This window comes from Providencia sp. NPDC089933 (genome assembly GCF_049545585.1).
Lineage (GTDB): Bacteria > Pseudomonadota > Gammaproteobacteria > Enterobacterales > Enterobacteriaceae > Providencia > Providencia huashanensis.
The window spans coordinates 533,250-555,962 of sequence record NZ_JBMWDT010000001.1; the positions used below are offsets into that span (position 1 = coordinate 533,250).

General features: G+C 40.1%; 23 protein-coding genes. 13 read left to right on the forward strand and 10 right to left on the reverse strand.

The window, feature by feature from the left end:
* The 5 genes from ACPEH5_RS02755 (at position 1) to ACPEH5_RS02775 (ending at position 4,165) form a co-directional block, all read left to right on the forward strand.
* Positions 1-1,803: a UvrD-helicase domain-containing protein gene (locus tag ACPEH5_RS02755; protein WP_163761948.1), complete on the forward strand. Its 1,803-nt coding sequence runs from the start codon at positions 1-3 to the stop codon at positions 1,801-1,803.
* Positions 1,804-1,888: 85 nt separating this feature from the next.
* On the forward strand, positions 1,889-2,023 hold the full coding sequence (locus ACPEH5_RS02760) for a DUF4113 domain-containing protein (RefSeq protein WP_241105271.1): 135 nt from the start codon (positions 1,889-1,891) through the stop codon (positions 2,021-2,023).
* Between the two features lie 602 nt (positions 2,024-2,625).
* Positions 2,626-3,195: a hypothetical protein gene (locus ACPEH5_RS02765; RefSeq protein WP_163761949.1), complete on the forward strand. Its 570-nt coding sequence runs from the start codon at positions 2,626-2,628 to the stop codon at positions 3,193-3,195.
* A gap of 5 nt (positions 3,196-3,200) precedes the next feature.
* Entirely contained in the window at positions 3,201-3,596 is a 396-nt protein-coding gene (locus ACPEH5_RS02770) for a hypothetical protein (protein WP_163761950.1), read from the forward strand.
* A 404-nt stretch (positions 3,597-4,000) separates the two neighbouring features.
* Positions 4,001-4,165 carry a hypothetical protein gene (locus ACPEH5_RS02775; RefSeq protein WP_006536548.1) on the forward strand — a complete coding sequence of 55 codons (165 nt, stop codon included), beginning with the start codon at positions 4,001-4,003 and terminating at the stop codon, positions 4,163-4,165.
* Here ACPEH5_RS02775 and ACPEH5_RS02780 read toward each other — a convergent pair.
* The 4 genes from ACPEH5_RS02780 to pth form a co-directional block, all read right to left on the reverse strand.
* Positions 4,162-4,779 carry a Fic/DOC family protein gene (locus tag ACPEH5_RS02780; RefSeq protein WP_163761951.1) on the reverse strand — a complete coding sequence of 206 codons (618 nt, stop codon included), beginning with the start codon at positions 4,777-4,779 and terminating at the stop codon, positions 4,162-4,164. The genes ACPEH5_RS02775 and ACPEH5_RS02780 overlap by 4 nt on opposite strands.
* A 172-nt stretch (positions 4,780-4,951) precedes the next feature.
* Entirely contained in the window at positions 4,952-6,142 is a 1,191-nt protein-coding gene (locus ACPEH5_RS02785; protein WP_281110845.1) for a tyrosine-type recombinase/integrase, read from the reverse strand.
* Positions 6,143-6,357: 215 nt separating this feature from the next.
* Positions 6,358-7,449: a redox-regulated ATPase YchF gene (gene ychF, locus ACPEH5_RS02790; RefSeq protein WP_042843943.1), complete on the reverse strand. Its 1,092-nt coding sequence runs from the start codon at positions 7,447-7,449 to the stop codon at positions 6,358-6,360.
* A 102-nt stretch (positions 7,450-7,551) separates the two neighbouring features.
* Complete coding sequence (gene pth / locus ACPEH5_RS02795; RefSeq protein ID WP_042843942.1) at positions 7,552-8,142, reverse strand: aminoacyl-tRNA hydrolase; 591 nt, start codon at positions 8,140-8,142, stop codon at positions 7,552-7,554.
* A 300-nt stretch (positions 8,143-8,442) separates the two neighbouring features.
* On the opposite strand from pth, the gene ychH reads away from it, so the two are divergent.
* Positions 8,443-8,715 (forward strand): stress-induced protein YchH, encoded by a 273-nt coding sequence (ychH, locus tag ACPEH5_RS02800; RefSeq protein WP_034783625.1) that lies wholly within the window; start codon positions 8,443-8,445, stop codon positions 8,713-8,715.
* 274 nt (positions 8,716-8,989) lie between these two features.
* Here ychH and prs read toward each other — a convergent pair whose 3' ends face one another.
* The 3 genes from prs to lolB are packed head-to-tail and all read right to left on the reverse strand — an operon-like array spanning position 8,990 to position 11,495.
* Entirely contained in the window at positions 8,990-9,937 is a 948-nt protein-coding gene (gene prs, locus ACPEH5_RS02805) for a ribose-phosphate diphosphokinase (protein ID WP_042843941.1), read from the reverse strand.
* Between the two features lie 56 nt (positions 9,938-9,993).
* Positions 9,994-10,869, reverse strand: a complete 876-nt coding sequence (gene ispE, locus ACPEH5_RS02810; RefSeq protein ID WP_048607107.1) for a 4-(cytidine 5'-diphospho)-2-C-methyl-D-erythritol kinase — start codon at positions 10,867-10,869, stop codon at positions 9,994-9,996.
* A complete protein-coding gene (gene lolB / locus ACPEH5_RS02815; protein ID WP_206227108.1) occupies positions 10,866-11,495 on the reverse strand; it encodes a lipoprotein insertase outer membrane protein LolB in 630 nt (209 codons plus the stop codon). Before lolB ends, ispE begins: the two co-directional genes overlap by 4 nt.
* A gap of 628 nt (positions 11,496-12,123) precedes the next feature.
* Between lolB and hemA the strand changes: the two genes are divergently transcribed.
* The 7 genes from hemA to ACPEH5_RS02850 are packed head-to-tail and all read left to right on the forward strand — an operon-like array spanning position 12,124 to position 18,738.
* Positions 12,124-13,386 carry a glutamyl-tRNA reductase gene (gene hemA, locus ACPEH5_RS02820; RefSeq protein ID WP_042843938.1) on the forward strand — a complete coding sequence of 421 codons (1,263 nt, stop codon included), beginning with the start codon at positions 12,124-12,126 and terminating at the stop codon, positions 13,384-13,386.
* 31 nt (positions 13,387-13,417) lie between these two features.
* Positions 13,418-14,500 (forward strand): peptide chain release factor 1, encoded by a 1,083-nt coding sequence (prfA, locus tag ACPEH5_RS02825; protein WP_042843937.1) that lies wholly within the window; start codon positions 13,418-13,420, stop codon positions 14,498-14,500.
* Positions 14,500-15,333: a peptide chain release factor N(5)-glutamine methyltransferase gene (gene prmC, locus ACPEH5_RS02830; RefSeq protein ID WP_042843936.1), complete on the forward strand. Its 834-nt coding sequence runs from the start codon at positions 14,500-14,502 to the stop codon at positions 15,331-15,333. The genes prfA and prmC overlap by 1 nt, the downstream gene beginning before the upstream one ends.
* 23 nt (positions 15,334-15,356) lie before the next feature.
* Positions 15,357-16,166, forward strand: a complete 810-nt coding sequence (gene sirB1 / locus ACPEH5_RS02835) for an invasion regulator SirB1 (protein ID WP_281110846.1) — start codon at positions 15,357-15,359, stop codon at positions 16,164-16,166.
* A gap of 45 nt (positions 16,167-16,211) precedes the next feature.
* Positions 16,212-17,066, forward strand: coding sequence for a 3-deoxy-8-phosphooctulonate synthase (gene kdsA, locus ACPEH5_RS02840; RefSeq protein WP_042843935.1), 855 nt, complete (start codon positions 16,212-16,214; stop codon positions 17,064-17,066).
* Between the two features lie 12 nt (positions 17,067-17,078).
* Positions 17,079-17,981 (forward strand): TIGR01212 family radical SAM protein, encoded by a 903-nt coding sequence (locus ACPEH5_RS02845; protein ID WP_210855190.1) that lies wholly within the window; start codon positions 17,079-17,081, stop codon positions 17,979-17,981.
* Positions 17,982-18,003: 22 nt separating this feature from the next.
* Entirely contained in the window at positions 18,004-18,738 is a 735-nt protein-coding gene (locus ACPEH5_RS02850) for a tetratricopeptide repeat protein (protein ID WP_129465860.1), read from the forward strand.
* A gap of 64 nt (positions 18,739-18,802) precedes the next feature.
* Here ACPEH5_RS02850 and dauA read toward each other — a convergent pair whose 3' ends face one another.
* The 3 genes from dauA to ACPEH5_RS02865 form a co-directional block, all read right to left on the reverse strand.
* Positions 18,803-20,518: a C4-dicarboxylic acid transporter DauA gene (dauA, locus tag ACPEH5_RS02855; protein ID WP_129465861.1), complete on the reverse strand. Its 1,716-nt coding sequence runs from the start codon at positions 20,516-20,518 to the stop codon at positions 18,803-18,805.
* A 274-nt stretch (positions 20,519-20,792) separates the two neighbouring features.
* On the reverse strand, positions 20,793-21,194 hold the full coding sequence (locus ACPEH5_RS02860) for a hypothetical protein (protein ID WP_198861353.1): 402 nt from the start codon (positions 21,192-21,194) through the stop codon (positions 20,793-20,795).
* The gene (locus ACPEH5_RS02865) at positions 21,194-22,531 is read right to left on the reverse strand and encodes a phosphatase PAP2/dual specificity phosphatase family protein (RefSeq protein WP_048607111.1); all 1,338 of its coding nucleotides are present in this window, start codon (positions 22,529-22,531) and stop codon (positions 21,194-21,196) included. The genes ACPEH5_RS02860 and ACPEH5_RS02865 overlap by 1 nt, the downstream gene beginning before the upstream one ends.
* Positions 22,532-22,713: the final 182 nt, after the last annotated feature.

A 22,713-nucleotide genomic window follows, 5' to 3' on the forward strand; every position in this document is an offset into this window, starting at 1 on the left:
ATGTTTATGTGGGATGAAGGTGATCTAAACGATGAACAAATTGCAGCGATTAACGAGCCGAATAATGTGTTTTTGGTTGCATGTCCAGGAAGTGGCAAAACTAGGACTCTTACCTATAAAATAGCTTCTGAGCTTTCAGGTTTAGAGGATCCTAAAAAATGGGTTGTGGCCATTACCTACACGCATAGAGCAGCTGATGAGATTCGCGAGCGAATTGAAATTCTTGGTGTAGATACATCTCAGTTGTGGATCGGTACTATTCATGCATTTTGTTTAGAATGGATATTGAAGCCATATGGCCTATATCATGACAAGCTGAAAAACGGATTTAAAATAGTTAACTCTTATGATTCTGAAGAAATAATATCTCAAATATGCTCTAGTATTCGTACTGAACGTATTAGATATGGAGAGTGTAGCCATTTCTACACTCCTCGAGGATTAACTTTAACTTGCGCTGGAAGTAAAATTTCACTAGCAAGACGAGTATTAGATGATTATCACAGGCATCTTGCAGAAAATGACCTAATCGACTTTGAGCAAATGCTATATTTTGCTCATGAAATTCTATCTAGTAATTCATCTATTGCTAAGATACTGGCAAATTTGTTCTCTTACATTCTTGTTGATGAATATCAAGATACCAAGGAGGTACAATATTCAATTGTTGCGAGTATTATAAAAGCTAGCCAAGGTCGGGTGAGAACCTTCATTGTTGGTGATCCAAACCAAGCTATCTACGGTTCGCTCGGTGGTTACGCAATAACACAGTTGGAACTTGAGCAGTTAGCAGAAGTGTCATTTACTCCAATGGCATTAGATAAGAACTATAGAAGCTCTAGAAAGATCATAGATTATTATCGTAATTTTAATGTCACCCCTAGTGCCACTGTTGCTGAAGGTGAACATCGCGATTATCCCAGTATTATTACCTATGATCAGATTACTCATAAGGATAACTTGGTGGAGCAAGTCAGCCGACACATTGAGTATAGTGTTCAAAATCTGGGCATCTTAGAGAAGGAAATATGCGTCATTGCACCTTGGTGGATGCACTTGGCAGCACTAACTCGTAACTTGGTAAACAGGTTGCCTCAGTATAGTTTCGATGGACCTGGTCTTGTTCCTTTTTCAAGAGATATAGATAACTTTTGGTTCAAGTTGACTCAAGTTATCCTAACAGAGCCATCGCCTAATATGTATGTTAAGCGTCTTCGATGGGCATCTGATATTTTATATGATATGGAACTTGCACTTGTCGATGTTCATTCGATCCCACCAAAACAGTTTCTAAAGACTGTCAACTCTATTTCGATAGATGAAGACGACGGCATCGCTTATCTTCGAGCATTCTTTGAAGCACTATTTGGAGAATTGGGAATAGATTTCATGCTATATCCTATGCTAAAGGAGCATCACGAATCATTCTTCAATAGTACACAGGATAGGATTTGTAGGCTAAGGAACGAGAATGCATTATTTGCAACAGACATTGAGGCGTTTCGCAAAGCATTTAAACCCAGAACTGGTATCAAAGTGTCAACAATACACGGAGTAAAGGGCGGTGAATATGATGTTGTGATATCCTTCGGCCTTCTTCAAGATTTGGTTCCGAATTTTAATGACCCTTCGATTGAAAGTGCTAAAAAGTTGCTGTATGTAATTGGCTCTAGAGCTAGAAAGAACCTACATCTTATTTCAGAAACAGGACGGATGACTGGTTATGGTCAATATAGAAGAGCGCGTCAGCCTACAGAAGTCCTACACCAGTTGAATTTTACATATGACTCAAATTTAATATGATAAATGTGGATTGATAGCTTGGATATTCAGTTATCCAATTGATATGTTTTCAACACAAAAGCCATTTTGTAATAGCCATGAGTTAATGAAAATATCAGATGTCATTAATAAGAGTGGGCAGGATAAAGTTTGGTTTGCAAGTAAGGGGGATAGCGGATACAAAATGAAAAGAGAAATGTTATCGCCTGCTTGCACACAAATTTTGCTGAATTGCCAGTAGTTAAAAGCTAAGAAATGGGCTGGACGTTTTAAACGTATAGCTGGATAAGTAAAAAAATAGGGAGCAGAACTACAAAACCTAAAAATATGGACTTTTCTTTATTGTTTAGGTTTGACCCGACGGCGGTATGGAGCAAATTGAATTTAATAGATGGTTCTGTGCCAACAGCGGTCATTGCATGAAGGCTCTACCAGCTTATTATCCCATTCCGTGTTTTGACTCGTTAGCTCAATTAAAAGATCCCACTCCTGTTTCCATATAAATTCTCATCTATTCGTCTATGCTTGGCCCTACCGTAAAGAGACTAATAATGTATGGGTATACAGTCGTATTTAAATTTAGAAATTTTGGGGTAATTTTAAGGTAATACCAGTGAGAATTAACCACACTGAAAAAATGACAATAAAATCATATTGTTATGATATCTAATTTTTAGTTAATAGATTTTAAAAACATGCATGCTCGTTTTTCCATATGGTGTATTTGATAGAAAGCTGATAAGTTCATTGCATACATATAGTTAACTGCGCGTATTTTTACTGATCTAACATGAAAACACGCACACGTATGAATTAAATGTTAGAAACTACAGGGAGAAAAATATGCAAATAACCACTGAACTTACTCTTACAGCTGCAGAGGAAGCCGAAATATCTGCGATATTAGGTTGTGACGTTGTCGATCTAAATACTCGTCTTAATTCGTGCCTTTCTGCCTCTATCCAAGAGTACTTAGCAATGTTTCGTGGGCAGAAGGTATTTAAACGAGGGAGCGATTTGCTTGAGTATCGGCTGTTGCTCCTCATCGAAACGGCATTCAATGGCACAATCCCCGACGAGCGTACAGTCAGCAGTCTGTTTCAAACAACATTGACAGAAAGTCGATCTCTTATTCGATCTGTGATTTCAAAATATCAATATCAATTGAAGGCGCACATCGAAAGAACTCTCAGCTCATCACTAATGGCAGCTGACCGACAGAATAACACTCAAGATTATACTGTAGTTATTAATAGCCAAAACGTAGTCGATGAATTGAATAAGGCTCTTTCTGATATTGATGGAAGTCTTGCGCCTGTTGGAAAGAAGAGGGGAAGCATATCTACATATGAAATATCACCTTCTTCCTATAATCGCCTTTGTGCCAAGTTTAACGTCCAGCCGAAACCTTGATTCCTATGAGTGATTTACTTTCAGCATCAAGCTTGCTCATGGCCATTTCGGCAATTTTATTTAGTCTTTGGTATGGAGATATTTCGAAATCCCTAGAAATATCTCCTAAGAGCCATAGTGAGGATAATGTAGCGGCCAAACAATTAGTAACTACCACGATTTTCAGTAAAGCCTTACCGGTGGCAATAATGGCACTTTCAGTGGCGCTTATCTTTCTGCCGGACGCTATTAAAATCACCAAAGAATCATTCTTGATTTATGCTTCGAGTAATTATGATCTCTATAGGTATGATGCGGTCCGAACAGCGTATTGCTTCGTAACAATATTATCTATAGTGCTTGCCAGCTACATGTGGGTGTTGGTTTGGAAATTGTGGTTATTGAGAAAACTGCTAAGCTAATGGTTTTTAGCAAGTTTCTACTCACGGATAAATTATTCGCTGCGTTCGCAATTTAGCGGTGATCAAAGCGTTTTGAGTCCCATTAGCCAGATGAACATTTTTGATTTTGTATCGTTTTGAAAATGGGGCTTTTTTTAGGAGCTTTTACTGTGTGCATTAATTTGGGCGGCATTTAAAGCTGGTATTTTTCTAAAATCGAGCGGAAAGCTAGAAATCTCGTAATAAGGGGCTGCTATCGATAGAGCACGGTGTTAAGTCCGCAATTCGCTGTGAGTTCAACCGGTGGATACAACACACTGGTTAAATTGTTCTGCTGTAAAATTTTTGATTAGAAAAGTGTTCTATGTTGTCATATAAACTAACGGTGATAAAATGCACTATCGTCAGTTTGAAGTGAGACTACCATGAAAAAGAATGAATTAATTCAAGCAACAAGACCAACTCGTACTCAACTTATTCGTTCGGTAGCAACCTCTACAGCTATTGAAACAGGGCAGGAGTCTCGTCGCCTTGAAGAAGAAATGAAAGCAAAGCGTGAGAAGTTTGGTCATTTGAAACTGGCGATTTAGCTTTCTTTTAAGGCTTCGCTAACCCAATATTTCATGGGTTCATAGTTAAGGTTTAACCCTGCGTGGATTGCTGCAATATACTGCTCGGGGTGTTGAGTCCAACTTTCATAATCCAACGGCTGGAAACCAGTTTGTACTGCCATTACATCGGCAAGTAAGCGCGATAAGCGCCCATTACCTTCTCTAAATGGATGTATCAGAATCAACTCCACATGTACCGTGGCAATAGCCTCTATGACTTGTTCTCGGCTCATATTGATGCAAGGCGTGTACATCGCTAGATACTCTTTTTCAAATTGAGCAAGTAACTTTGCAACACGACCCGCAGGGGCAAACATAAAGCCACCCTTGCTAATATTCACCGTGCGTAATTGACCTGCCCACTCGTAAACATTCCCTAACCATTGGCGGTGCCAACGCTGAATAAGTGATACGGTAATTTGCTCAGTGGGAAATTGTTCTTCAAAAATGACTTGATACAGTTTTTCTAACAGGACAAGCTCTGCATCATTGATATCATCAACGTTTGAAAGCCCTAGCTTATTAGCTAGCACTTCTTCATCAGAACCATCAGCAAATTTTCCTTCGCTGTTAAACACGTCGTATTTATTCATATAAGCGTGTACTTGTGGTGTGGGGATGAATTTTGTACGTTATAATGCTAAAAACATCAAATAAATAATAACTACCTATAAATCAAAGGATTAATTAAGTATAGGTTAAATTGTAGGTTTTGCTAAAAAATTCATAAATATCGTTATATATCAAAGATAACACACCCATGCATCATGAATTTGATTCAAGGTTGGCCCGTTTTACCCAAATATCGAGTTTATCAGCCCAATCTTGCATCATGATTTTTCGCTCTTCAAGATAAGTTGCATGGTTATATGAACGTCTAACGCTATTTGAGTCCATATGGGCTAATTGTGCTTCTATAGCATCAGGTCTATATCCAAGCTCATTTAATCGTGTGCTGCCTGTTGTGCGTGTCGCATGAGGGCTATATATACCACTCCAACCTCTCGTTTTAAGAAATTGCCTTAGTGAGTTAGTGGACATTGGTTTATGGCAAGAATCACGACCGGGAAATAAATGTTTGCGGTTACCAGTAAAACCATAAAGAGATTTTAGAATCGTAATAGCTTGTGTAGGCAGAGGAACAATATGTTCTCTTCGTGCTTTCATACGCTCAGCTGGGATAGTCCAAAGTGCATTATCAAGATCGAATTCAGACCATTCAGCCTCAGCGACTTCAGATGGACGAGAAAGCGTCCACCACATTAACCACATACAATAGTTCAGTTGAAAGGTGCCACGGCTATTATCAAAGTTATTGAGTAGTTGACCTATTTGATCCGTAGTGAGGGCTTTTTTATGTTGTGTTTTGTTTGCTGGGAGAGCTTTTCTTATTGCCCATACTGGATCACTATCAGCTCTTAATGTGGCAACCGCAAATTCAAAAATCGAGGATATCGTCCGTTTAGCTTCAGCAGCAACCGTTGGAGCGCCTCTTTGAACTTCACGCTGCAATATTTTGAGAATGTGGTGAGATGTAATTTCTCTTATTGGTAATGCACCGATAGAAGGAAATACAATGCGCTCCAACATATCAAGGCGACGATATTTTGTCACATCAGCCCAATCTTTCATTTGTAACCATTCTTTTGCGATGATTTGAAATGTATTCGCAGATTCGTTCGCTTTTCTGATCTTGTCTAGTTGCTTAGCTTGTGTTGGATTAATTCCTTCTGATACGAGTTTTCTGGCCTCATCGCATTTAGATCTGGCTTCAGCTAGTGTTACTAATGGGTAGTTACCCAATGCGAACATGCTTGATTTTCCATTTATTTGAAAACGGAATCGCCATGCTTTCTTACCATTAGGTTTCACTTCAAGGTACAAACCGTTGAAATCATTGATACGATAAAGTTTTTCTTTAGGTTTTGCAGTTCGGCATTTTGTATCAGTAAGCATAATAAGTTCAACTAGTTATGTAAGTTGATATTATTATACTCACTTAAAAAGGGAAGATAAATAAGTTGTACTCAGTTATGTACTCATTTAATCGCGAGCTTTTATGAAACTTAATGAGACATAAAAAAGCATAAAACCCAGTTAATATCATGAATTTTATGCTATTTTCTTATTAAGTGATACTTTGTGAAACAGTGTGAGACTTAAGTGTAGGCTTACACATTAAACAGGAAATTAAGTACATCGCCGTCTTTAACGATATAATCTTTACCTTCAGCGCGCATTTTACCTGCTTCTTTAGCACCTTGTTCGCCGCGATATTGAATAAAATCATCAAAAGCGATAGTTTGTGCGCGGATAAAGCCTTTTTCGAAGTCAGTATGAATTTTACCTGCTGCTTGTGGGGCTGTTGCTCCGACAGGAATAGTCCATGCACGTACTTCTTTGACACCCGCCGTGAAATAAGTTTGCAAGTTTAACAATTCATATCCTGCGCGAATAACGCGGTTAAGACCGGGTTCTTCGATGCCTAAATCTGCCATAAACTCATCACGTTCTTCATCTTCCAGTTCGGCAATATCAGACTCAATCGCCGCACAAACTGGAACAACGACAGAACCTTCTGCTTCAGCAATTTTATAAACGACATCTAAGAAAGGGTTATTCTCAAAGCCATCTTCATTGACGTTAGCAATGTACATGGTTGGTTTTAATGTTAAAAAACTTAAATAACGGATTGCGGCTTTATCTTCCGCTGATAAGTCTAAAGTGCGTAACATGCCGGCTTGCTCAAGATGTGGCAAGCATTTTTCTAAAGCTTCTAATTCTGCTTTTGCGTCTTTATCGCCACCTTTAGCCCGTTTTTGTACACGGTGAATAGCACGCTCGCAGGTATCGAGATCGGCTAATGCTAGCTCTGTATTAATGACTTCAATATCTTCTGCTGGGTTAACTTGACCTGCAACGTGAATAATATTGTCATTTTCAAAACAACGGACGACATGACCGATAGCTTCAGTTTCACGAATATTAGTTAAAAACTGGTTACCTAGGCCTTCACCTTTGGATGCGCCTTTCACTAAGCCCGCAATATCCACAAATTCCATAGTGGTTGGTAAAATACGTTGTGGCTTTACAATCTCAGCTAATTGCTCAAGACGTGGGTCTGGCATTGGTACAACACCCGTATTGGGTTCAATTGTACAGAAAGGAAAGTTGGCTGCTTCGATGCCGGCTTTGGTCAATGCATTGAATAGGGTGGATTTACCCACGTTAGGTAGACCAACGATACCGCATTTAAAACCCATATGTTTCTCACCTTAATAGCAAGGGGCAGACGTATGCTGCACCTAATGTTTAGAAATTGGCGCTGATTATACACAAAAAGTTGATTTTGATGAAATGAACTCTTATGCGGAGGCTTTAAAGCTATGGAGCCTATTTATTGCTTTATCCATTCCATCTGTAAGTAGAATATCAGTGCATCTTGTTGCTTCATCAATAGCGTCATCAATGAGCTTTTGTTCAGAAAGCGGGGGCTTACCGAGCACAAAGCCAACAACTTTGTTTTTATCACCGGGGTGCCCAATACCAATACGTAAACGGTAAAAGTTAGGGTTATTGGCAAATTTACTTTGAATATCCTTTAAACCGTTATGGCCGCCATTACTGCCGCCTAATTTCATTTTCGCTACGCCGGGTGGCAAGTCGAGTTCATCATGGGCGACTAAAATTTCATCAAGGTTAATACGATAAAAATTAGCGATGGCCGCAACGGATTTACCGCTAAGATTCATAAATGTGGTTGGAACTAATAAGCGAATATCATTGCCAGCCATGTTTATACGTGCGGTATAACCGAAAAACTTAGCTTCTTCTTTTAACGGTTGATTATGGCGCTCGGCCAGTAAATCGACATACCATGCCCCTGCGTTGTGACGTGTTTGTGCATATTCCGCACCTGGATTTGCAAGTCCAACAATTAATTTAATTTTGCTCACGGCGACTATTTCACTGTCAGTTTATGGAAGTAATACGCTAGTTTACCTTGAGAAATGGGAGATGTACAAAATTGTCATGGGTAAAATTACCCTAAGTATAGTTACGCTATAAATTATTCGGATTTTCTATTTTTTTGATAAAGAGCATTTTTTGTGTAGAAATCCTAGCTAACTTCCTTCCTTGTGATGCTCATCGCAAAAAATTTTACTTAATGCACTATAATCATTACATAAATATAAAGTATTACCGAATTTTTTTACACATGCTTACTTATCAGTTTACTGGTACTGGAGGTATATATGAAACGGAAAAGCGCTCATCTTCTTGGTAATGTTCTTATGGGAATAGGGATGGTTTTAATGATAGGGAGCATAGGCATCAACTTATTCTCTCATATTGTTAATCTCAATCTTTCTGAGCTTGTTACTAATGGTTCCCTGTTTGGTATTTTCATCGGTGCTATTGTTTGGCTTACGGGGGCGAGAGTCGGTGGCCGAGAAAAAGTTGCAGACCGTTATTGGTTGTTAAAACGCCATTATCATTCACGTAGGGATAATCACCGTTATCCATAAATAGTGACTAGTTTATAGGGCGTGTTGATGTTATTAACGGCTAGGTGAGAGTGGAAGTCAGGTGAGTTTCACTCTTGCAAGTGTAATGTCACAAAAACTTTTTGTTTTTTGAGTAAGTTGGTTATTTTTATGGCTTAAGGCGTCATAGAAATAGGTATCTATAGTTTATTTTCTTTCTAAAATCATAAAGCCCCTACAGTTATTTCTGTAGGGGCTTGTATTTTTGTGGTGACATTTAATCGTTGTCAGAACGCTAAAAACCAGCTAACGGGAATTAGTGCTCAAACATCGCTGAAATTGATTCTTCGTTGCTAATACGACGAATTGCTTCAGCCAACATACCTGAAAGTGTTAAAGTACGAACATTGCTCAGCGCTTTAATTTCAGGTGAAAGAGGGATAGTGTCACAAACAATGACTTCATCAATGACTGAATTTTTGATGTTGTCTACAGCATTACCTGAGAAAATTGGGTGAGTAGCGTATGCGAACACACGTTTTGCACCACGTTCTTTCAGTGCTTCAGCTGCTTTACACAGAGTTCCACCGGTATCAATCATATCGTCAACTAAGATGCAGTCACGACCTGAAACATCACCAATGATATGCATAACTTGAGAAACGTTTGCACGAGGACGACGTTTGTCAATAATTGCCATATCAGTGTCATTCAGGAGTTTTGCGATAGCCCTAGCACGTACCACGCCGCCGATGTCTGGGGATACAACGATTGGGTTTTCCAAATCTTTCTGTAGCATATCTTCCAGAAGAATAGGACTACCAAATACGTTATCAACAGGAACATCAAAGAAGCCCTGGATCTGCTCTGCGTGTAAATCGACAGTGAGAACACGGTCTACACCTACACTTGACAGAAAATCGGCAACAACTTTAGCGGTGATTGGTACACGGGCAGAACGTACGCGACGATCCTGTCTTGCATAACCGAAGTAAGGGATAACAGCGGTAATACGACCAGCAGAAGCACGGCGTAGGGCATCGACCATAACAACCAGTTCCATCAGGTTATCATTGGTTGGTGCACAAGTTGACTGGATGATAAAAATATCACCACCGCGAACATTTTCATTAATTTGAACACTGACTTCGCCGTCGCTAAAACGACCAACAGCCGCGTCTCCAAGATTAGTGTAAAGGCGGTTAGCAACACGTTGTGCTAGTTCCGGTGTAGCGTTACCAGCAAAAAGCTTCATATCGGGCACGAGAAAAACCTCAGGCTTGCGTCCAGAGAGATATTGTTGACCAATAGCGACAGTGCTTATTGGTGCAATACACGGGTTATCCCAGCGCGGAATTTGTGCAGAGGGGAAACATTAACTCCTTGAGCTACGAACCCTTGCACCCACGATGGGGCTTGATTTAACACCTGTAGGGCATCCGCTTGTGTTTCAAATTCAGAAAAAACACATGCGCCTGTTCCTGTCAGGCGAGACGGAGCATATTCTAACAGCCAAGAAACAAGCTGTTCAACCTCACGAAAACGTTTTCTTGCGATTGGTTCGCAGTCATTAGCGTACGGAGCCAGTAATAATGCGGCTAGGGAGCGTTTTGGAGAATTTCGATTTAATTGCGGATCTGTGAAGATCATCGGGGTTGATATTTCAATTCCGGGGTGGGCGACTAAATACCATTTCTCTTTGGGGGAAGCTTTGGTTAAAATTTCACCTATGCCTTCAGCGAAAGCAGCATGACCACGAACAAATACAGGGACATCTGCACCCAATGTTGCCCCAAGTTCAGCCAGAGTTTCATCAGTAACTTGAGTCCCCCAGTGCTCATTAAGTGCAATTAAGGTGGTAGCAGCGTTAGATGAGCCGCCACCAATACCACCGCCCATTGGTAATATTTTATGGATAGAAAGGTCTGCGCCTAACGGGCCAGAATACTGTAATACTTGTCGACAGTATGTTTGTAGCAGTTTTGCAGCACGTAAAATTAAATTTTTATCGGCAGGGACGCCCGCCATTTCTGTCAATAAATTTAGCTGGTCATCTTGACGAGTTGTGACGGTGATTTCATCGCCGTAATCCACAAATTGAAATAAAGTTTGCAACTCATGGTAGCCATCAGAGCGCTGGCCAGTAATATATAAAAAAAGATTCAATTTTGCAGGAGAGGGCCATGTTAATGTCATTTTTTCAGTGTCCAGCTATCCATTTTCAATTTAATTAACCTATCACCTTGGCGTAGTTCAAGGTAATTTGGCAGCATCGGGGATGTTTTGCTGTCATAAGAGATATAATTAAGTTGCCATTTTTCACCATTATTTTCAAAAATGACACTTTTTAAGAGGTGGTTTTCATCTAAGGTAAAATCTGTGGCACGGCCTGGAGAGCCAGTCAGCCAAGCTGTTAAGTCATTGATGGGGATTTCCATCCCAGTCAACTGATAAATTAACTCGTTAGGGACATCACTCATATGTGTTTGCCCGTCTTTGGTCGTTAAACGTGCTAAATCAGGTTCAACAGTTAGCTCAAGTTCACGACTCCCCAATGGGTTAGTGAGTAAAAGACGGTACTTTTCAGGGGTATATTGTTGCCAGAAAAACTTAGCGTAAGTTTTGGTTTCGCCACCATTATAAGCGAATGACCCGCGTGTTTGGTAATCACGTAATTGGCTTAATTCTTGTTGATGGGCTTTCCACTGGCTATCTGTAGCAGAGCTAGTCCCTTTAGTGGTGTTTTGTGACGTTGTCACGCAAGCAGTAAGGAGCAGGCAAGACAGCGGGAGCAAGCGTAGCAAACGGACATTGGGACGAATAAAGGGTAACATTTGGGTTAATTGCATATCAAATCTCAAAGTTGTATTCGGTGCCGATAGCAGCATCCATTGAGTTACTGGCATTGAGCTAGTTTAGCGGTTTTGTGTTGTCGGAGTCACTTAATGGTCTAGATGATAAATAGGATAGCGAGCTAATATCAATAGAACATTCCCCATTACATGCAGATAACATAGTGTAATAATAAGAAAAATAGTGCGCTAAAATTGCTAACCAATCAATCAGATTCCTATTATTTAATTTACTATGTAGGAAAAGTAACGGCAAACAGCCAGCGTTTGCTTTCTGTGCGAAATAATTGCATTCTTTATGCATCTTATTGTAGTTAATAATGATGTGGCTGATAATTGGTAACGATATATAAATAAATTATAAAACCGATATCAGCTTTAACCTGTAAAAACAGCCATTGAAAGCCATTTTTTTGGTTTATTTTTTGGTGTTGGTCATCTTTCTGAGGGTTAGCGCTTTGCAAACCGTAGAAAGAGGGGCGCGGATCATTTACAATAGAAAAATATAAATAACAGTACTGCCAATGGTTAACTTAATTGATAGGCGCTACTGAAAATAATTAGCAATGTAAGCAATGTGAGTAAGTCGTAAAGCACAATGACCTTATTAGCCTTAGGCATCAACCATAAAACAGCACCTGTTGCCCTGCGTGAGCGGGTAACGTTTGGTCCTGAAAAAATAGACTACGCACTTGAGGACCTACTTAAGCAGCCCCAAGTGAGTGGTGGCGTTGTGCTGTCTACCTGTAATAGAACAGAGCTATACCTGAGCCTTGAATCGCAAGATCGGGCTCAAGAACAGCTAGTGAAATGGTTGTGTGATTTTCACGGTATTACCCCAAAAGATTTACAACCCAGTTTGTATTGGCATCAAGATGATAGAGCAGTTAGTCACCTAATGCGTGTAGCAAGTGGTTTGGATTCCTTGGTACTAGGGGAACCACAAATCTTAGGTCAAGTGAAAAAAGCGTTTGCACTTTCACAAGGCAACCATTCGTTATCAAGTGAGCTGGAGCGTCTTTTTCAAAAATCTTTTTCGGTTGCTAAGCGTGTACGTACAGAAACCGAAATTGGGGCGAATGCCGTTTCAGTCGCATTTGCAGCTTGTACACTTGCTCGGCAAATTTTTGAATCACTCAAGCACTTAAATATTTTGTTAGTCGGCGCAGGTGAAACTATCGAGCTTGTTGCTCGCCATTTACGTGAACATGGTGTGCAAAAAATGATGATAGCGAACCGAACTCGTGAACGGGCAGAACTATTAGCTAATGAAGTGAATGCTCAGGTGATTTCGTTATCAGATATTGATAACCGCTTAGCGGAAGCAGATATTGTCATTAGTTCTACAGCAAGCCCACTACCTATTATCGGTAAAGGGATGGTTGAACGCGCAATGAAAGTGCGCCGCAGTAAACCAATGTTGTTGATTGACATTGCAGTTCCCCGTGATATAGAACAAGATGTTGAAAAATTAAGGGATGTGTATCTCTATACTGTGGATGATCTTGAATCTATCATTGCACAGAACCTTGCTCAGAGAAAAGCAGCCGCCGTTGAAGCTGAATTTATTGTTGAGCAAGAAAGTAGTCACTTTATGGATTGGTTACGCTCACAAGCGGCAGTGTCTACAATTCGCGATTATAGAGCACAAGCTGAGGTCATTCGGGCTAATATGGCTGAAAAAGCGTTAATGGCAATTCGCCAAGGCGCAGACCCTGAGCAAGTGATCACGCAATTATCGCAACAATTAACCAATCGTCTTATTCACGCCCCAACCAAATCCTTGCAACAAGCAGCAGGAAATGGTGATATTGAGCGTCTAAATCTACTTAGGGACAGCTTAGGGCTGGACCATCAATAACCACTTTTTAATCATAGGTCTGATATAACGAATGAAGCCTTCTATTGTCGCAAAACTAGAAGCATTACAAGAACGCTACGAAGAAATTGAAGCGCACCTTGCCGATGCGGGTGTGATTGCCGATCAAGACCGTTTTCGTGCTTTATCTAAAGAATATTCTCAATTATCTGATGTGGCTAAATGCTTCACCGCATGGCGTACAGTACAGGATGATATTGAAACAGCAGAATTACTGCTGGATGATCCTGAAATGAAAGAGATGGCTCAAGAAGAGCTAAAAGAAGCGAAAGCGCGCAATGAAGAGCTAGAACAGCAGTTACAATTATTGTTACTTCCAAAAGATCCTGATGATGAATATAACTGTTTTGTTGAAATCCGTGCTGGAGCTGGGGGCGATGAAGCCGCTATTTTCGCAGGTGACTTATTCCGTATGTATAGTCGTTATGCAGAAAATAATCGTTGGCGAGTGGAATTAATGAGTACCAGTGATGGTGAGCATGGTGGTTTTAAAGAAGTCATTGCCAAAATTTCAGGGGACAGCGTATACGGGCGTTTGAAGTTCGAATCAGGAGGTCACCGAGTTCAGCGTGTCCCTGAAACTGAATCACAAGGCCGTATTCACACATCAGCGTGTACCGTCGCTATTTTGCCAGAACTCCCTGAAGCGGAATTGCCTGAAATCAGCCCAGCAGACCTGCGTATCGATACATTCCGTTCATCGGGAGCGGGTGGTCAGCACGTAAACACAACTGACTCAGCGATTCGTATTACGCACATCCCAACAGGGATCGTGGTTGAATGCCAAGATGAGCGTTCTCAGCATAAAAATAAAGCGAAAGCAATGTCTGTGCTAGGTGCTCGTATTCGCCAAGCTGAAATGGATAAACGCCATGCAGCAGAGGCTTCTGAGCGCCGAAATCTATTAGGAACAGGTGACCGTTCTGACCGCATTCGCACATATAACTTCCCTCAAGGGCGTGTGACAGATCACCGCATCAACCTAACTTTGTATCGTTTAGATGAAGTAATGGAAGGGAAATTAGATTCGTTAATCCAACCAATTATTAACGAATACCAAGCAGACCAACTTTCAGCGTTGTCTGAGCAGGAATAATGCAGTACACAGAATGGCTAAAGCAGGCAGCTAACCGGCTGTCTGCAAGTGACAGTGCAAAGCGTGACGCAGAGATTTTGCTGGAACATGTGACAGGCCGTAGTCGTACCTATCTATTTGCTTTTGGTGAAACAACATTAAAAGCAGAAGAGTTTCAACATGCAGAATCACTTTTGCAACGAAGAGAAAAAGGTGAGCCGATTGCCTATATCGTTGGCGAACGTGAGTTCTGGTCACTTCCGCTGTATGTTTCTCCCGCCACATTAATCCCTAGGCCTGATACAGAATGTATCGTCGAGCAGGCTTTATCTCGTTTAACAGAACAATCCAGCCAATTATTGGATTTAGGTACTGGAACTGGGGCAATTGCACTAGCTTTGGCATCTGAGATGCCTAAAAGCAAGGTTATCGGTGTAGATTTTAACCCTGATGCGGTTAAACTTGCTCAACGAAATCAACAGCGATTAAATATTTCAAATGTGCAATTTATACAAAGTGATTGGTTCGCTTCACTATCTCTTCAACAATTTGATATGATTATTAGTAATCCGCCTTACATTGACGAAAATGATAATCACCTAAGTGAAGGGGATGTGCGTTTTGAACCTTTAACGGCTTTAGTCGCTGAAAATGAAGGGTTAGCCGATTTAGCACATATTATTCAAGAGTCTAAAAAATATATTAAGAATCAAGGGTGGTTACTACTTGAACACGGTTGGACACAAGGTCCCGCGGTGCGTGGTTTATTTAAAGAACATGGGTACACCAAAATTGAGACATGCCTTGATTATGGTGGACGAGAAAGAATTTCACTTGGTCAATGGAATGGTTAAGTGGGCACAGCAGTGGAAATGTAATGAAAACCATAGCGAATATAGAATTTAACCAACTCCCCTTAAGTGAAGGGATCATGGCCGTTTCACAATGTATCCGCCATGATTTTCCACTAATGAAAGTGCAAGCTCAGTTAGATAGTTTAGTTTCAGTGGCACAAACAGCTATTGATTTACAAGCTGATAATGAGTCAAAAATTGAACAACTTATTACTTTGTTCTATCGGGATTGGTCATTTGGCCCGGCAGAAGGGATTTATTCACTGTCTGATATGTTGTGGCTTGATAAAGTATTATCTTCCAAGCAAGGGACGCCCGTATCCCTCGGTTCGCTTTTTTTATATATTGCAGAGCGTTTAGGTATAGAGATAGCGCCAGCGATTTTCCCGACACAATTATTGTTCATTGCAGAAAAAAATGATGGTTCACAGTGGGTTATTAACCCTGTAAATGGCGATTCATTATCATTGCATACTCTTAATATGTGGTTAAAGGGCACCGTTGACCCTTTTTCTGAGTTTTTTTATGACCAACTTGAGACCGCAGAAAATAGTGTTGTTATTCGTAAAATCTTTGACACATTAAAAGCAGCGCTAATGGAAGAGAAAAAGATGGAGTTAGCGCTTAAAGTTTGCGAAACGCTACTGACACTCGATCCAGAAGACCCTTATGAAATTCGTGATCGTGGGCTAATACTTGCACATTTAGATTGCAACCATGTGGCATTAAGTGATCTCAATTACTTTATTGAACATTGCCCAGAAGACCCCGTATCTGAAATGATTAAAATACAAATTTACTCATTGGATAACCATCCAGTCATATTACATTAATTAACGTACAGACAGATAGCCTGTCTAAATATTAAAGGTAAGAGTATGCAACAGAAAGTAGTCAATATTGGTGATATCAATGTCGCGAACGACTTGCCGTTTGTGTTATTTGGCGGAATGAATGTGCTTGAATCTCGTGATATGGCGATGAAAGTGTGTGAGCATTATGTCACTGTGACGCAAAAACTGGGGGTCCCTTACGTATTTAAAGCCTCATTTGACAAGGCTAATCGTTCATCAATACATTCATATCGTGGACCAGGTCTTGAAGAAGGGATGAAAATCTTCCAAGAACTGAAACAAACCTTTGGCGTTAAAATCATTACGGATGTCCATGAACCGGCACAGGCTGCACCTGTAGCTGAAGTGGTCGATGTTATCCAATTACCTGCTTTTTTGGCGCGTCAGACCGACCTTGTCGCTGCTATGGCAAAAACGGATGCAGTCATTAATATTAAGAAACCACAATTTATTAGCCCAGGGCAAATGGGTAATATCGTTGAGAAATTTATTGAAGGCGGTAACGATAAAATTATTCTTTGCGATCGTGGTGCAAACTTTGGTTATGATAACTTAGTCGTTGATATGCTAGGTTTTAACGTGATGGTTCAATCTTCTAAAGGTTGCCCTGTCATTTTCGATGTGACGCATGCCTTACAGTGTCGTGACCCATTTGGAGCGGCATCGGGTGGTCGTCGTGGGCAAGTTGCAGAGTTAGCTAGAGCGGGTATGGCGGTGGGGATCGCCGGGTTATTCCTTGAAGCGCATCCAGACCCAGACAATGCACGTTGTGATGGCCCATCAGCACTGCCTTTAGATAAATTAGAACCATTCCTGAAGCAAATGAAAGCAATTGATGAAGTTGTTAAAAGCTTCCCTGAGTTAGATACAAGTCGCTAAATCAGACGTGACATGCAACTAACTGAAGTTGTTTCCATGTTCGGCGCTGATTTACAGCGTCGATATGGTGAAAAAATTTATAAAATCACGTTACATGGTGGTTTTAGTTGCCCAAACCGTGATGGTACTCTCGGTCGAGGCGGTTGTACGTTTTGTAATGTCGCTTCCTTTTCAGATGAAAGCCAATCTTCGCAAACAATTAGCGAGCAAATTAATCATCAAGTCTCCCGCATTTCTCGAGCAAAGCGCTATCTTGCTTATTTTCAAGCTTATACAAGTACTTATGCAGAAGTGAGCCTACTCAAGAAGTTATATGAAGAGGCATTACAGCAAGCGGATATTATTGGCCTGTGTGTTGGTACTCGTCCAGACTGCGTTCCCGACTCTGTATTATCTTTATTGAGCGAATATAAAGAACAAGGCTATGAAATTTGGCTCGAACTAGGACTACAAAGCGGCCATGATAAAACATTGCATCGCATTAACCGTGGTCATGGGTTTGCTGCTTATCAGCAGACTACACAAAAAGCCCGCCGATTAGGGCTAAAAGTCTGCACCCATTTAATTTGTGGTTTACCGGGTGAGAATATGCAAATGAACATGCAGACACTCGAAAAAGTACTCAATTGTGGTACTGATGGCATTAAACTTCATCCATTACATATCGTCGAAGGCAGTGTGATGGCTAAAAGCTGGAGAGCAGGGCGCTTAGCAACACTTTCTCTTGATGAATATACTCAAATTGCAGGGGAAATGATCCGTTATACACCACCTGAAATTGTTTATCACCGCATTAGTGCTAGCGCAAGGAAACCTACCTTATTGGCACCTTTGTGGTGTGAAAATCATTGGGTTGGAATGAATAATTTATATCAGTATTTTTTAAAAAATGGCGGGCAAGGTTCTGCACTTTAATTTATTTTAATGAGAGTATTTTATGTTACGGATAAATCACACAGCTATTATAGTATCCTCTGTTTTTTTTATTTCTTTTCATTCTGTTGCTCAACTAGATATTACACCCGAAGATAAGCAGGTTTTTACCCAGACACAGCAAAAAGCAATTAATAATGATGCATTAGCACAATATCAATTAGCCGAGATGTATTTTTCTGGTTTAGGTGTTTTACAAAACCTCAATAGTGCTCGCTTGTGGGCCAATGAAGCAGCTAAGAATGGTAATGCGGATGGATATGCATTATTGGCTGATATTAGCTTATTAAATGATAGTTATTTTAAAGATGAGTTTATTGAAGCAAGGAAAAATGCAAAAAAAGCGGTTGAGTTGGGCAGTATTAGAGGGAAAATTAGCCTAGCAGAGTCTTTAATTAACCCAACTGCTGGTAAAACAGACTACGCGCAGTCAGTGAATTTACTTAATGAAGTGGTTGCTCTTAATAATCCTGATTATTTTACTGCTCCAATTTGGTTAGGGGTTATCTATTTAGATGGTCAAGGTGTCCCTAAAGATGAAAAACAAGCGCAGCAATGGTTTGATAAGGCTGATGATATGACGTATCCCGGCTATGCGGAATGGATGGCTGCATTTAAATTTTCTGAAGATAATACAGGCACGGTAAGAATTGATCCGAAAAAAGCTAAAAAACTTAGGGAACTTGCTTGTGAGAAAGGTAAAAAAGCAGGAAACGAAATGTTTTGTTTAGAATATTAATGTGAAAACCGCCACGTGATTTAACGTGGCGGTTTCGAGAGTAAAGAATTAAATTGTTACAGGGTCACTTTTGGGTGGGCGCCTTACTCTGCTCTATTTCTTTAACTGCTTCCAATGCATTATCCATTGAGTTATGGAAACTCAATACACCTTCAATAGGTATAACTTTAGCGCGAGCTAATGTTTTTAATGGTTGGAACGGGATATCACAGACTAAAATATGTGTATCTTTTTGTACCGCTTCTATGAATTTTTCAAAGGCTTCTAAACCACCCGCATCAAGAACTGGTACAGCATCCCACTGCATGATAATGCTTTCATAGCCTTCACTTTTTACCCGTAGCTCATCGAAAATGCGTTCGGCTGCGGCAAAGAACAATGGGCCATTAATACGAACGACTAAGCGGCTTTTTTCTTCATCGGTTTCAGCAAGTTGTGTTGAGCGAGTCATGTTGGCGATACGACGCATAAACAGCAATGAAGCAAGAACGATACCAACGGTAATAGCAATAACCATATCAAATAGCACGGTTAAAGACATACAAAGAACTAATACAATAATGTCATCTTTTGGAGCGCGCTTAATTAGGTACATCACTTTACCAGCCGCACTCATGTTCCATGCAACGATTAATAGTAAAGCCGACATTGCTGCGAGTGGTAGGTAAGAAAGCATTGGAGCCAATACGAGCAAGGTGAGTATGACTAATATTGAGTGGATCACGGCAGATATTGGCGATGTCGCTCCAGCACGTACGTTAGCCGCAGAGCGTGCAATGGCTGCTGTTGCTGTGATACCGCCAAAAAATGGCGCTGCAATATTCCCGATACCTTGGCCAATGAGTTCACTATTTGAATGGTGCTTTTTACCTGTCATATTGTCTAATACAACAGCACAAAGTAGGGACTCAATTGCACCTAAAATAGCCATAGAAAAGGCGGCTGGCATTAATGCGGTGATCATCCCCCAGCTAATTGGTGAGCTTCCTGGGAGTTCCCACGGTAAAATAAATTGTGGAAGAATAGGCGGAATACCATTACCTTCGGTGCCATCCGGAAGTAAATAGCTAAATTCAGAACCTATAGTCGCCACTTCTTGACCAAATAATGAAAGTACCCACATCACGATAGTACCAACAACCAGAGCGGGTAAATGCCCCGGAAAGGCTAATTTTAATTTTGGCCAAAAAATAAGAACTAATAAGGTTGATAAACCAATGAGTGTGTCACTGTATTGGAGCGTTGGAAATGTGTTCCCAATCGCAATTAGCTTATCAACATAGTTTTCAGGCACATGTTCCATTTGCAAGCCAAAGAAATCTTTTATTTGCATGGTTGCTATGGTAATTGCGATACCTGAGGTAAACCCTAAAGTAACGGAAACAGGGATATACTCAATAAATTTACCAAAACGAGCAAAGCCCATGGCAAGGAGTATGATACCTGACATCAGTGTTGCCACGAGTAGCCCACTTAGCCCAAACTGTTGCGATACTGGGTATAAAATTACAACAAAAGCAGCCGTTGGCCCTGAAACGCTGTAGCGCGACCCACCAGTTATGGCAATAATAACCCCAGCAATTGCTGCAGTATATAACCCATACTGCGGTGGAACGCCACTTGCAATCGCTAGTGCCATAGCTAAAGGGATTGCGATAATCCCAACGGTAATCCCCGCGATTAAGTCTTTAACTAAGCGGGCAACGGTATATTTTTCTTTCCAACAAGAATCTATCAGCGCACTAAAAGGGCGCAAACTATTAATTTTTTTTGTACTCATTATACCCTACCAAATAACAGGGTGAAAAATAAACGAAAATGTATCTATAATGATACGCTTAGCAACCTGAAAAAAACTGTTATGTATCAATGAATCTGCAATTATCATAACGTTTTCAGTGGTGAAAGTAAAAAAAGCCATTATATTATAATGTTAAATAGCCAGTTTTATTTTATTCGCCTATTTAATTTTGCCGGTTTAAATTATATTTAATTAGTGTTTTTTAGTGGGGATTAATAGTAAATAATATATTAATCGCCACTAATTAATTTACTTATAATGTAACTACAGTAATTAATAACCATAACCAAAGTAATAGTACTGACAGTAATGCCCGGGTAAATAGCTGTTTGGTGCCGTACCAGCGTTGCTCCATACTTCTGTCTTTGGTTTTCCTAGGAAATAGAAAAGTTAAAGTATTATCAAAGGCTTTGGTGTTTTCTTGGTGATAGATAATTTTAAAGAAATGGTTATCTAACCAAAGTCGATAAATATAATAATGACTAATAATAAATATAATTATGGCAATAAATAAATAGTATTTATTATAATTTAAACAGAGGAATAGGCTAAACTGACAAATAAAGGATAAAAAGGAGCCCGTTGCTAAATAGCGCCAGCTATTAGTGAAAGCAATAATTATATCGCCATGATTTTTATCCATCAAAGTATTCATTATGCCACTCTATTTAAATGATATTGTGTATACCAATAGTTTAGTTGTTCTTTCGTTGCCGCATTCAAAATAACTTGTGGCCGTGCTTGTTCAACTAACGCGATTGCTTCTTCTATGTTTGTTGCATCACCATGGTGGACTAACCATGCAACAGCAACCGTAGCACTACGTGAATAGCCTAGCTTACAGTGAATGTAAACAGTACCAAATTTTGCTAGCTGGTCCATGCTATGTACTGATTTTTCGATATCTTCTGCGCTTAGTGGTAACAAATCAATTTGTGGTTGGCTACAGTAAGCTTGCCCTTCGCTATAAGTATTGCGAGGCCATTCGCAAGTCATATCTAAAACGGCTTGTGTTTGCAAAGGATAAAGCGGGCGCCCTCCCAAAACAATATACGCATTGATAATACTCGGTTGTGCACAATGTTTAGCAAAGTAATGATAGGTTCCCCAAGCAATGAGCCGATAAGGCAGTAAGAGGATAGCGGCTGAAAGGGAAATTTTGCCGTCGGGGGTTTTTTGGAAGACACTAGCGCCGGCTCCCAAATAGCCTACAGTGATAAAAAATAATGCTATTGCAGGCCAGAGTAATAACCATGCTGTACCTTGAATAAAAAAAGCTAAAGCAAAACAAAATATTGACCCTAGGCCATAATTTTTACTCATTTTGAAGCTACGAGGAGAACCCGTGTAATGCCATTGCCAGCGGGTATGCATAGGTAACAAATAACTAATTATGATGCCAACAGCAAAGCCAGTTATTACATCAATAAAATGGTGCTGCCAAGTAGTGAGAACTGAAATTAAAATTAATACAGACCAACTATGGAGCAACCAACGCCATTTGTTAGGTGTATGAGCACGAAATCGTAACCATAAGATCCATAATAAAATAATATGCAATGATGGGGCTTGGTTAAAGGGTAGGTCAAATAACTCTAAGCTATCAAACATCCAGCCAAAAAGGCCATCTGTCGTTGGGCGAGAGAAACTAAATTTAAGGGGAAATAATAAAAAACCAATACAAGCGACAACCGAAGCAATGGCGAGTCGTAACCCGTGTATCGTTTGTTCCTTACGAGTTGTGCAAATAAATAGCGATAGCCCATATAGAAGGTCGATGCTCCAATAAGGAATGATCGTCCAAGGGATAAAAGGGATCTCTGGCTCCCAAGAAAAAACAACGGAAGGGACATGGTTTAATGTTGCGGTATAAGCATTAACTTGGCCATAAGTTAGAAAGAAAAAAGGGGCTAAGAACGCGAGCCATAACAAGCCATATAATATAATTTGACGTCGTGATGGTGCTTGTTTAGGAATAGAAATTACAGTCATAGTCCTTTGCTATCTTCCTTAAAGTACGAATAGGTTAATGATAAACAATAGCCATATAAATAGGTATATATGTTGTATAAGGTCGGTTCAAATCAGCTTTCATGACATAACAGCGTTGATGTTAACCAATAATGACGGCCGCTAAAGGTAAGTGATTGATGGCGAAATTAATCATACTATCA

Coding starts and splice junctions, on each gene's coding strand:
- ACPEH5_RS02755 (WP_163761948.1), top strand. CDS start 1: ATGTTTATGTGGGATGAAGGTGATCTAAACGATGAACAAATTGCAGCG.
- ACPEH5_RS02760 (WP_241105271.1), top strand. CDS start 1,889: ATGAAAATATCAGATGTCATTAATAAGAGTGGGCAGGATAAAGTTTGG.
- ACPEH5_RS02765 (WP_163761949.1), top strand. CDS start 2,626: ATGCAAATAACCACTGAACTTACTCTTACAGCTGCAGAGGAAGCCGAA.
- ACPEH5_RS02770 (WP_163761950.1), top strand. CDS start 3,201: ATGAGTGATTTACTTTCAGCATCAAGCTTGCTCATGGCCATTTCGGCA.
- ACPEH5_RS02775 (WP_006536548.1), top strand. CDS start 4,001: ATGAAAAAGAATGAATTAATTCAAGCAACAAGACCAACTCGTACTCAA.
- ACPEH5_RS02780 (WP_163761951.1), bottom strand. CDS start 4,779: ATGAATAAATACGACGTGTTTAACAGCGAAGGAAAATTTGCTGATGGT.
- ACPEH5_RS02785 (WP_281110845.1), bottom strand. CDS start 6,142: ATGCTTACTGATACAAAATGCCGAACTGCAAAACCTAAAGAAAAACTT.
- ychF (WP_042843943.1), bottom strand. CDS start 7,449: ATGGGTTTTAAATGCGGTATCGTTGGTCTACCTAACGTGGGTAAATCC.
- ychH (WP_034783625.1), top strand. CDS start 8,443: ATGAAACGGAAAAGCGCTCATCTTCTTGGTAATGTTCTTATGGGAATA.
- ispE (WP_048607107.1), bottom strand. CDS start 10,869: ATGACATTAACATGGCCCTCTCCTGCAAAATTGAATCTTTTTTTATAT.
- hemA (WP_042843938.1), top strand. CDS start 12,124: ATGACCTTATTAGCCTTAGGCATCAACCATAAAACAGCACCTGTTGCC.
- prfA (WP_042843937.1), top strand. CDS start 13,418: ATGAAGCCTTCTATTGTCGCAAAACTAGAAGCATTACAAGAACGCTAC.
- prmC (WP_042843936.1), top strand. CDS start 14,500: ATGCAGTACACAGAATGGCTAAAGCAGGCAGCTAACCGGCTGTCTGCA.
- sirB1 (WP_281110846.1), top strand. CDS start 15,357: ATGAAAACCATAGCGAATATAGAATTTAACCAACTCCCCTTAAGTGAA.
- kdsA (WP_042843935.1), top strand. CDS start 16,212: ATGCAACAGAAAGTAGTCAATATTGGTGATATCAATGTCGCGAACGAC.
- ACPEH5_RS02845 (WP_210855190.1), top strand. CDS start 17,079: ATGCAACTAACTGAAGTTGTTTCCATGTTCGGCGCTGATTTACAGCGT.
- ACPEH5_RS02850 (WP_129465860.1), top strand. CDS start 18,004: ATGTTACGGATAAATCACACAGCTATTATAGTATCCTCTGTTTTTTTT.
- dauA (WP_129465861.1), bottom strand. CDS start 20,518: ATGAGTACAAAAAAAATTAATAGTTTGCGCCCTTTTAGTGCGCTGATA.
- ACPEH5_RS02860 (WP_198861353.1), bottom strand. CDS start 21,194: ATGAATACTTTGATGGATAAAAATCATGGCGATATAATTATTGCTTTC.
- ACPEH5_RS02865 (WP_048607111.1), bottom strand. CDS start 22,531: ATGACTGTAATTTCTATTCCTAAACAAGCACCATCACGACGTCAAATT.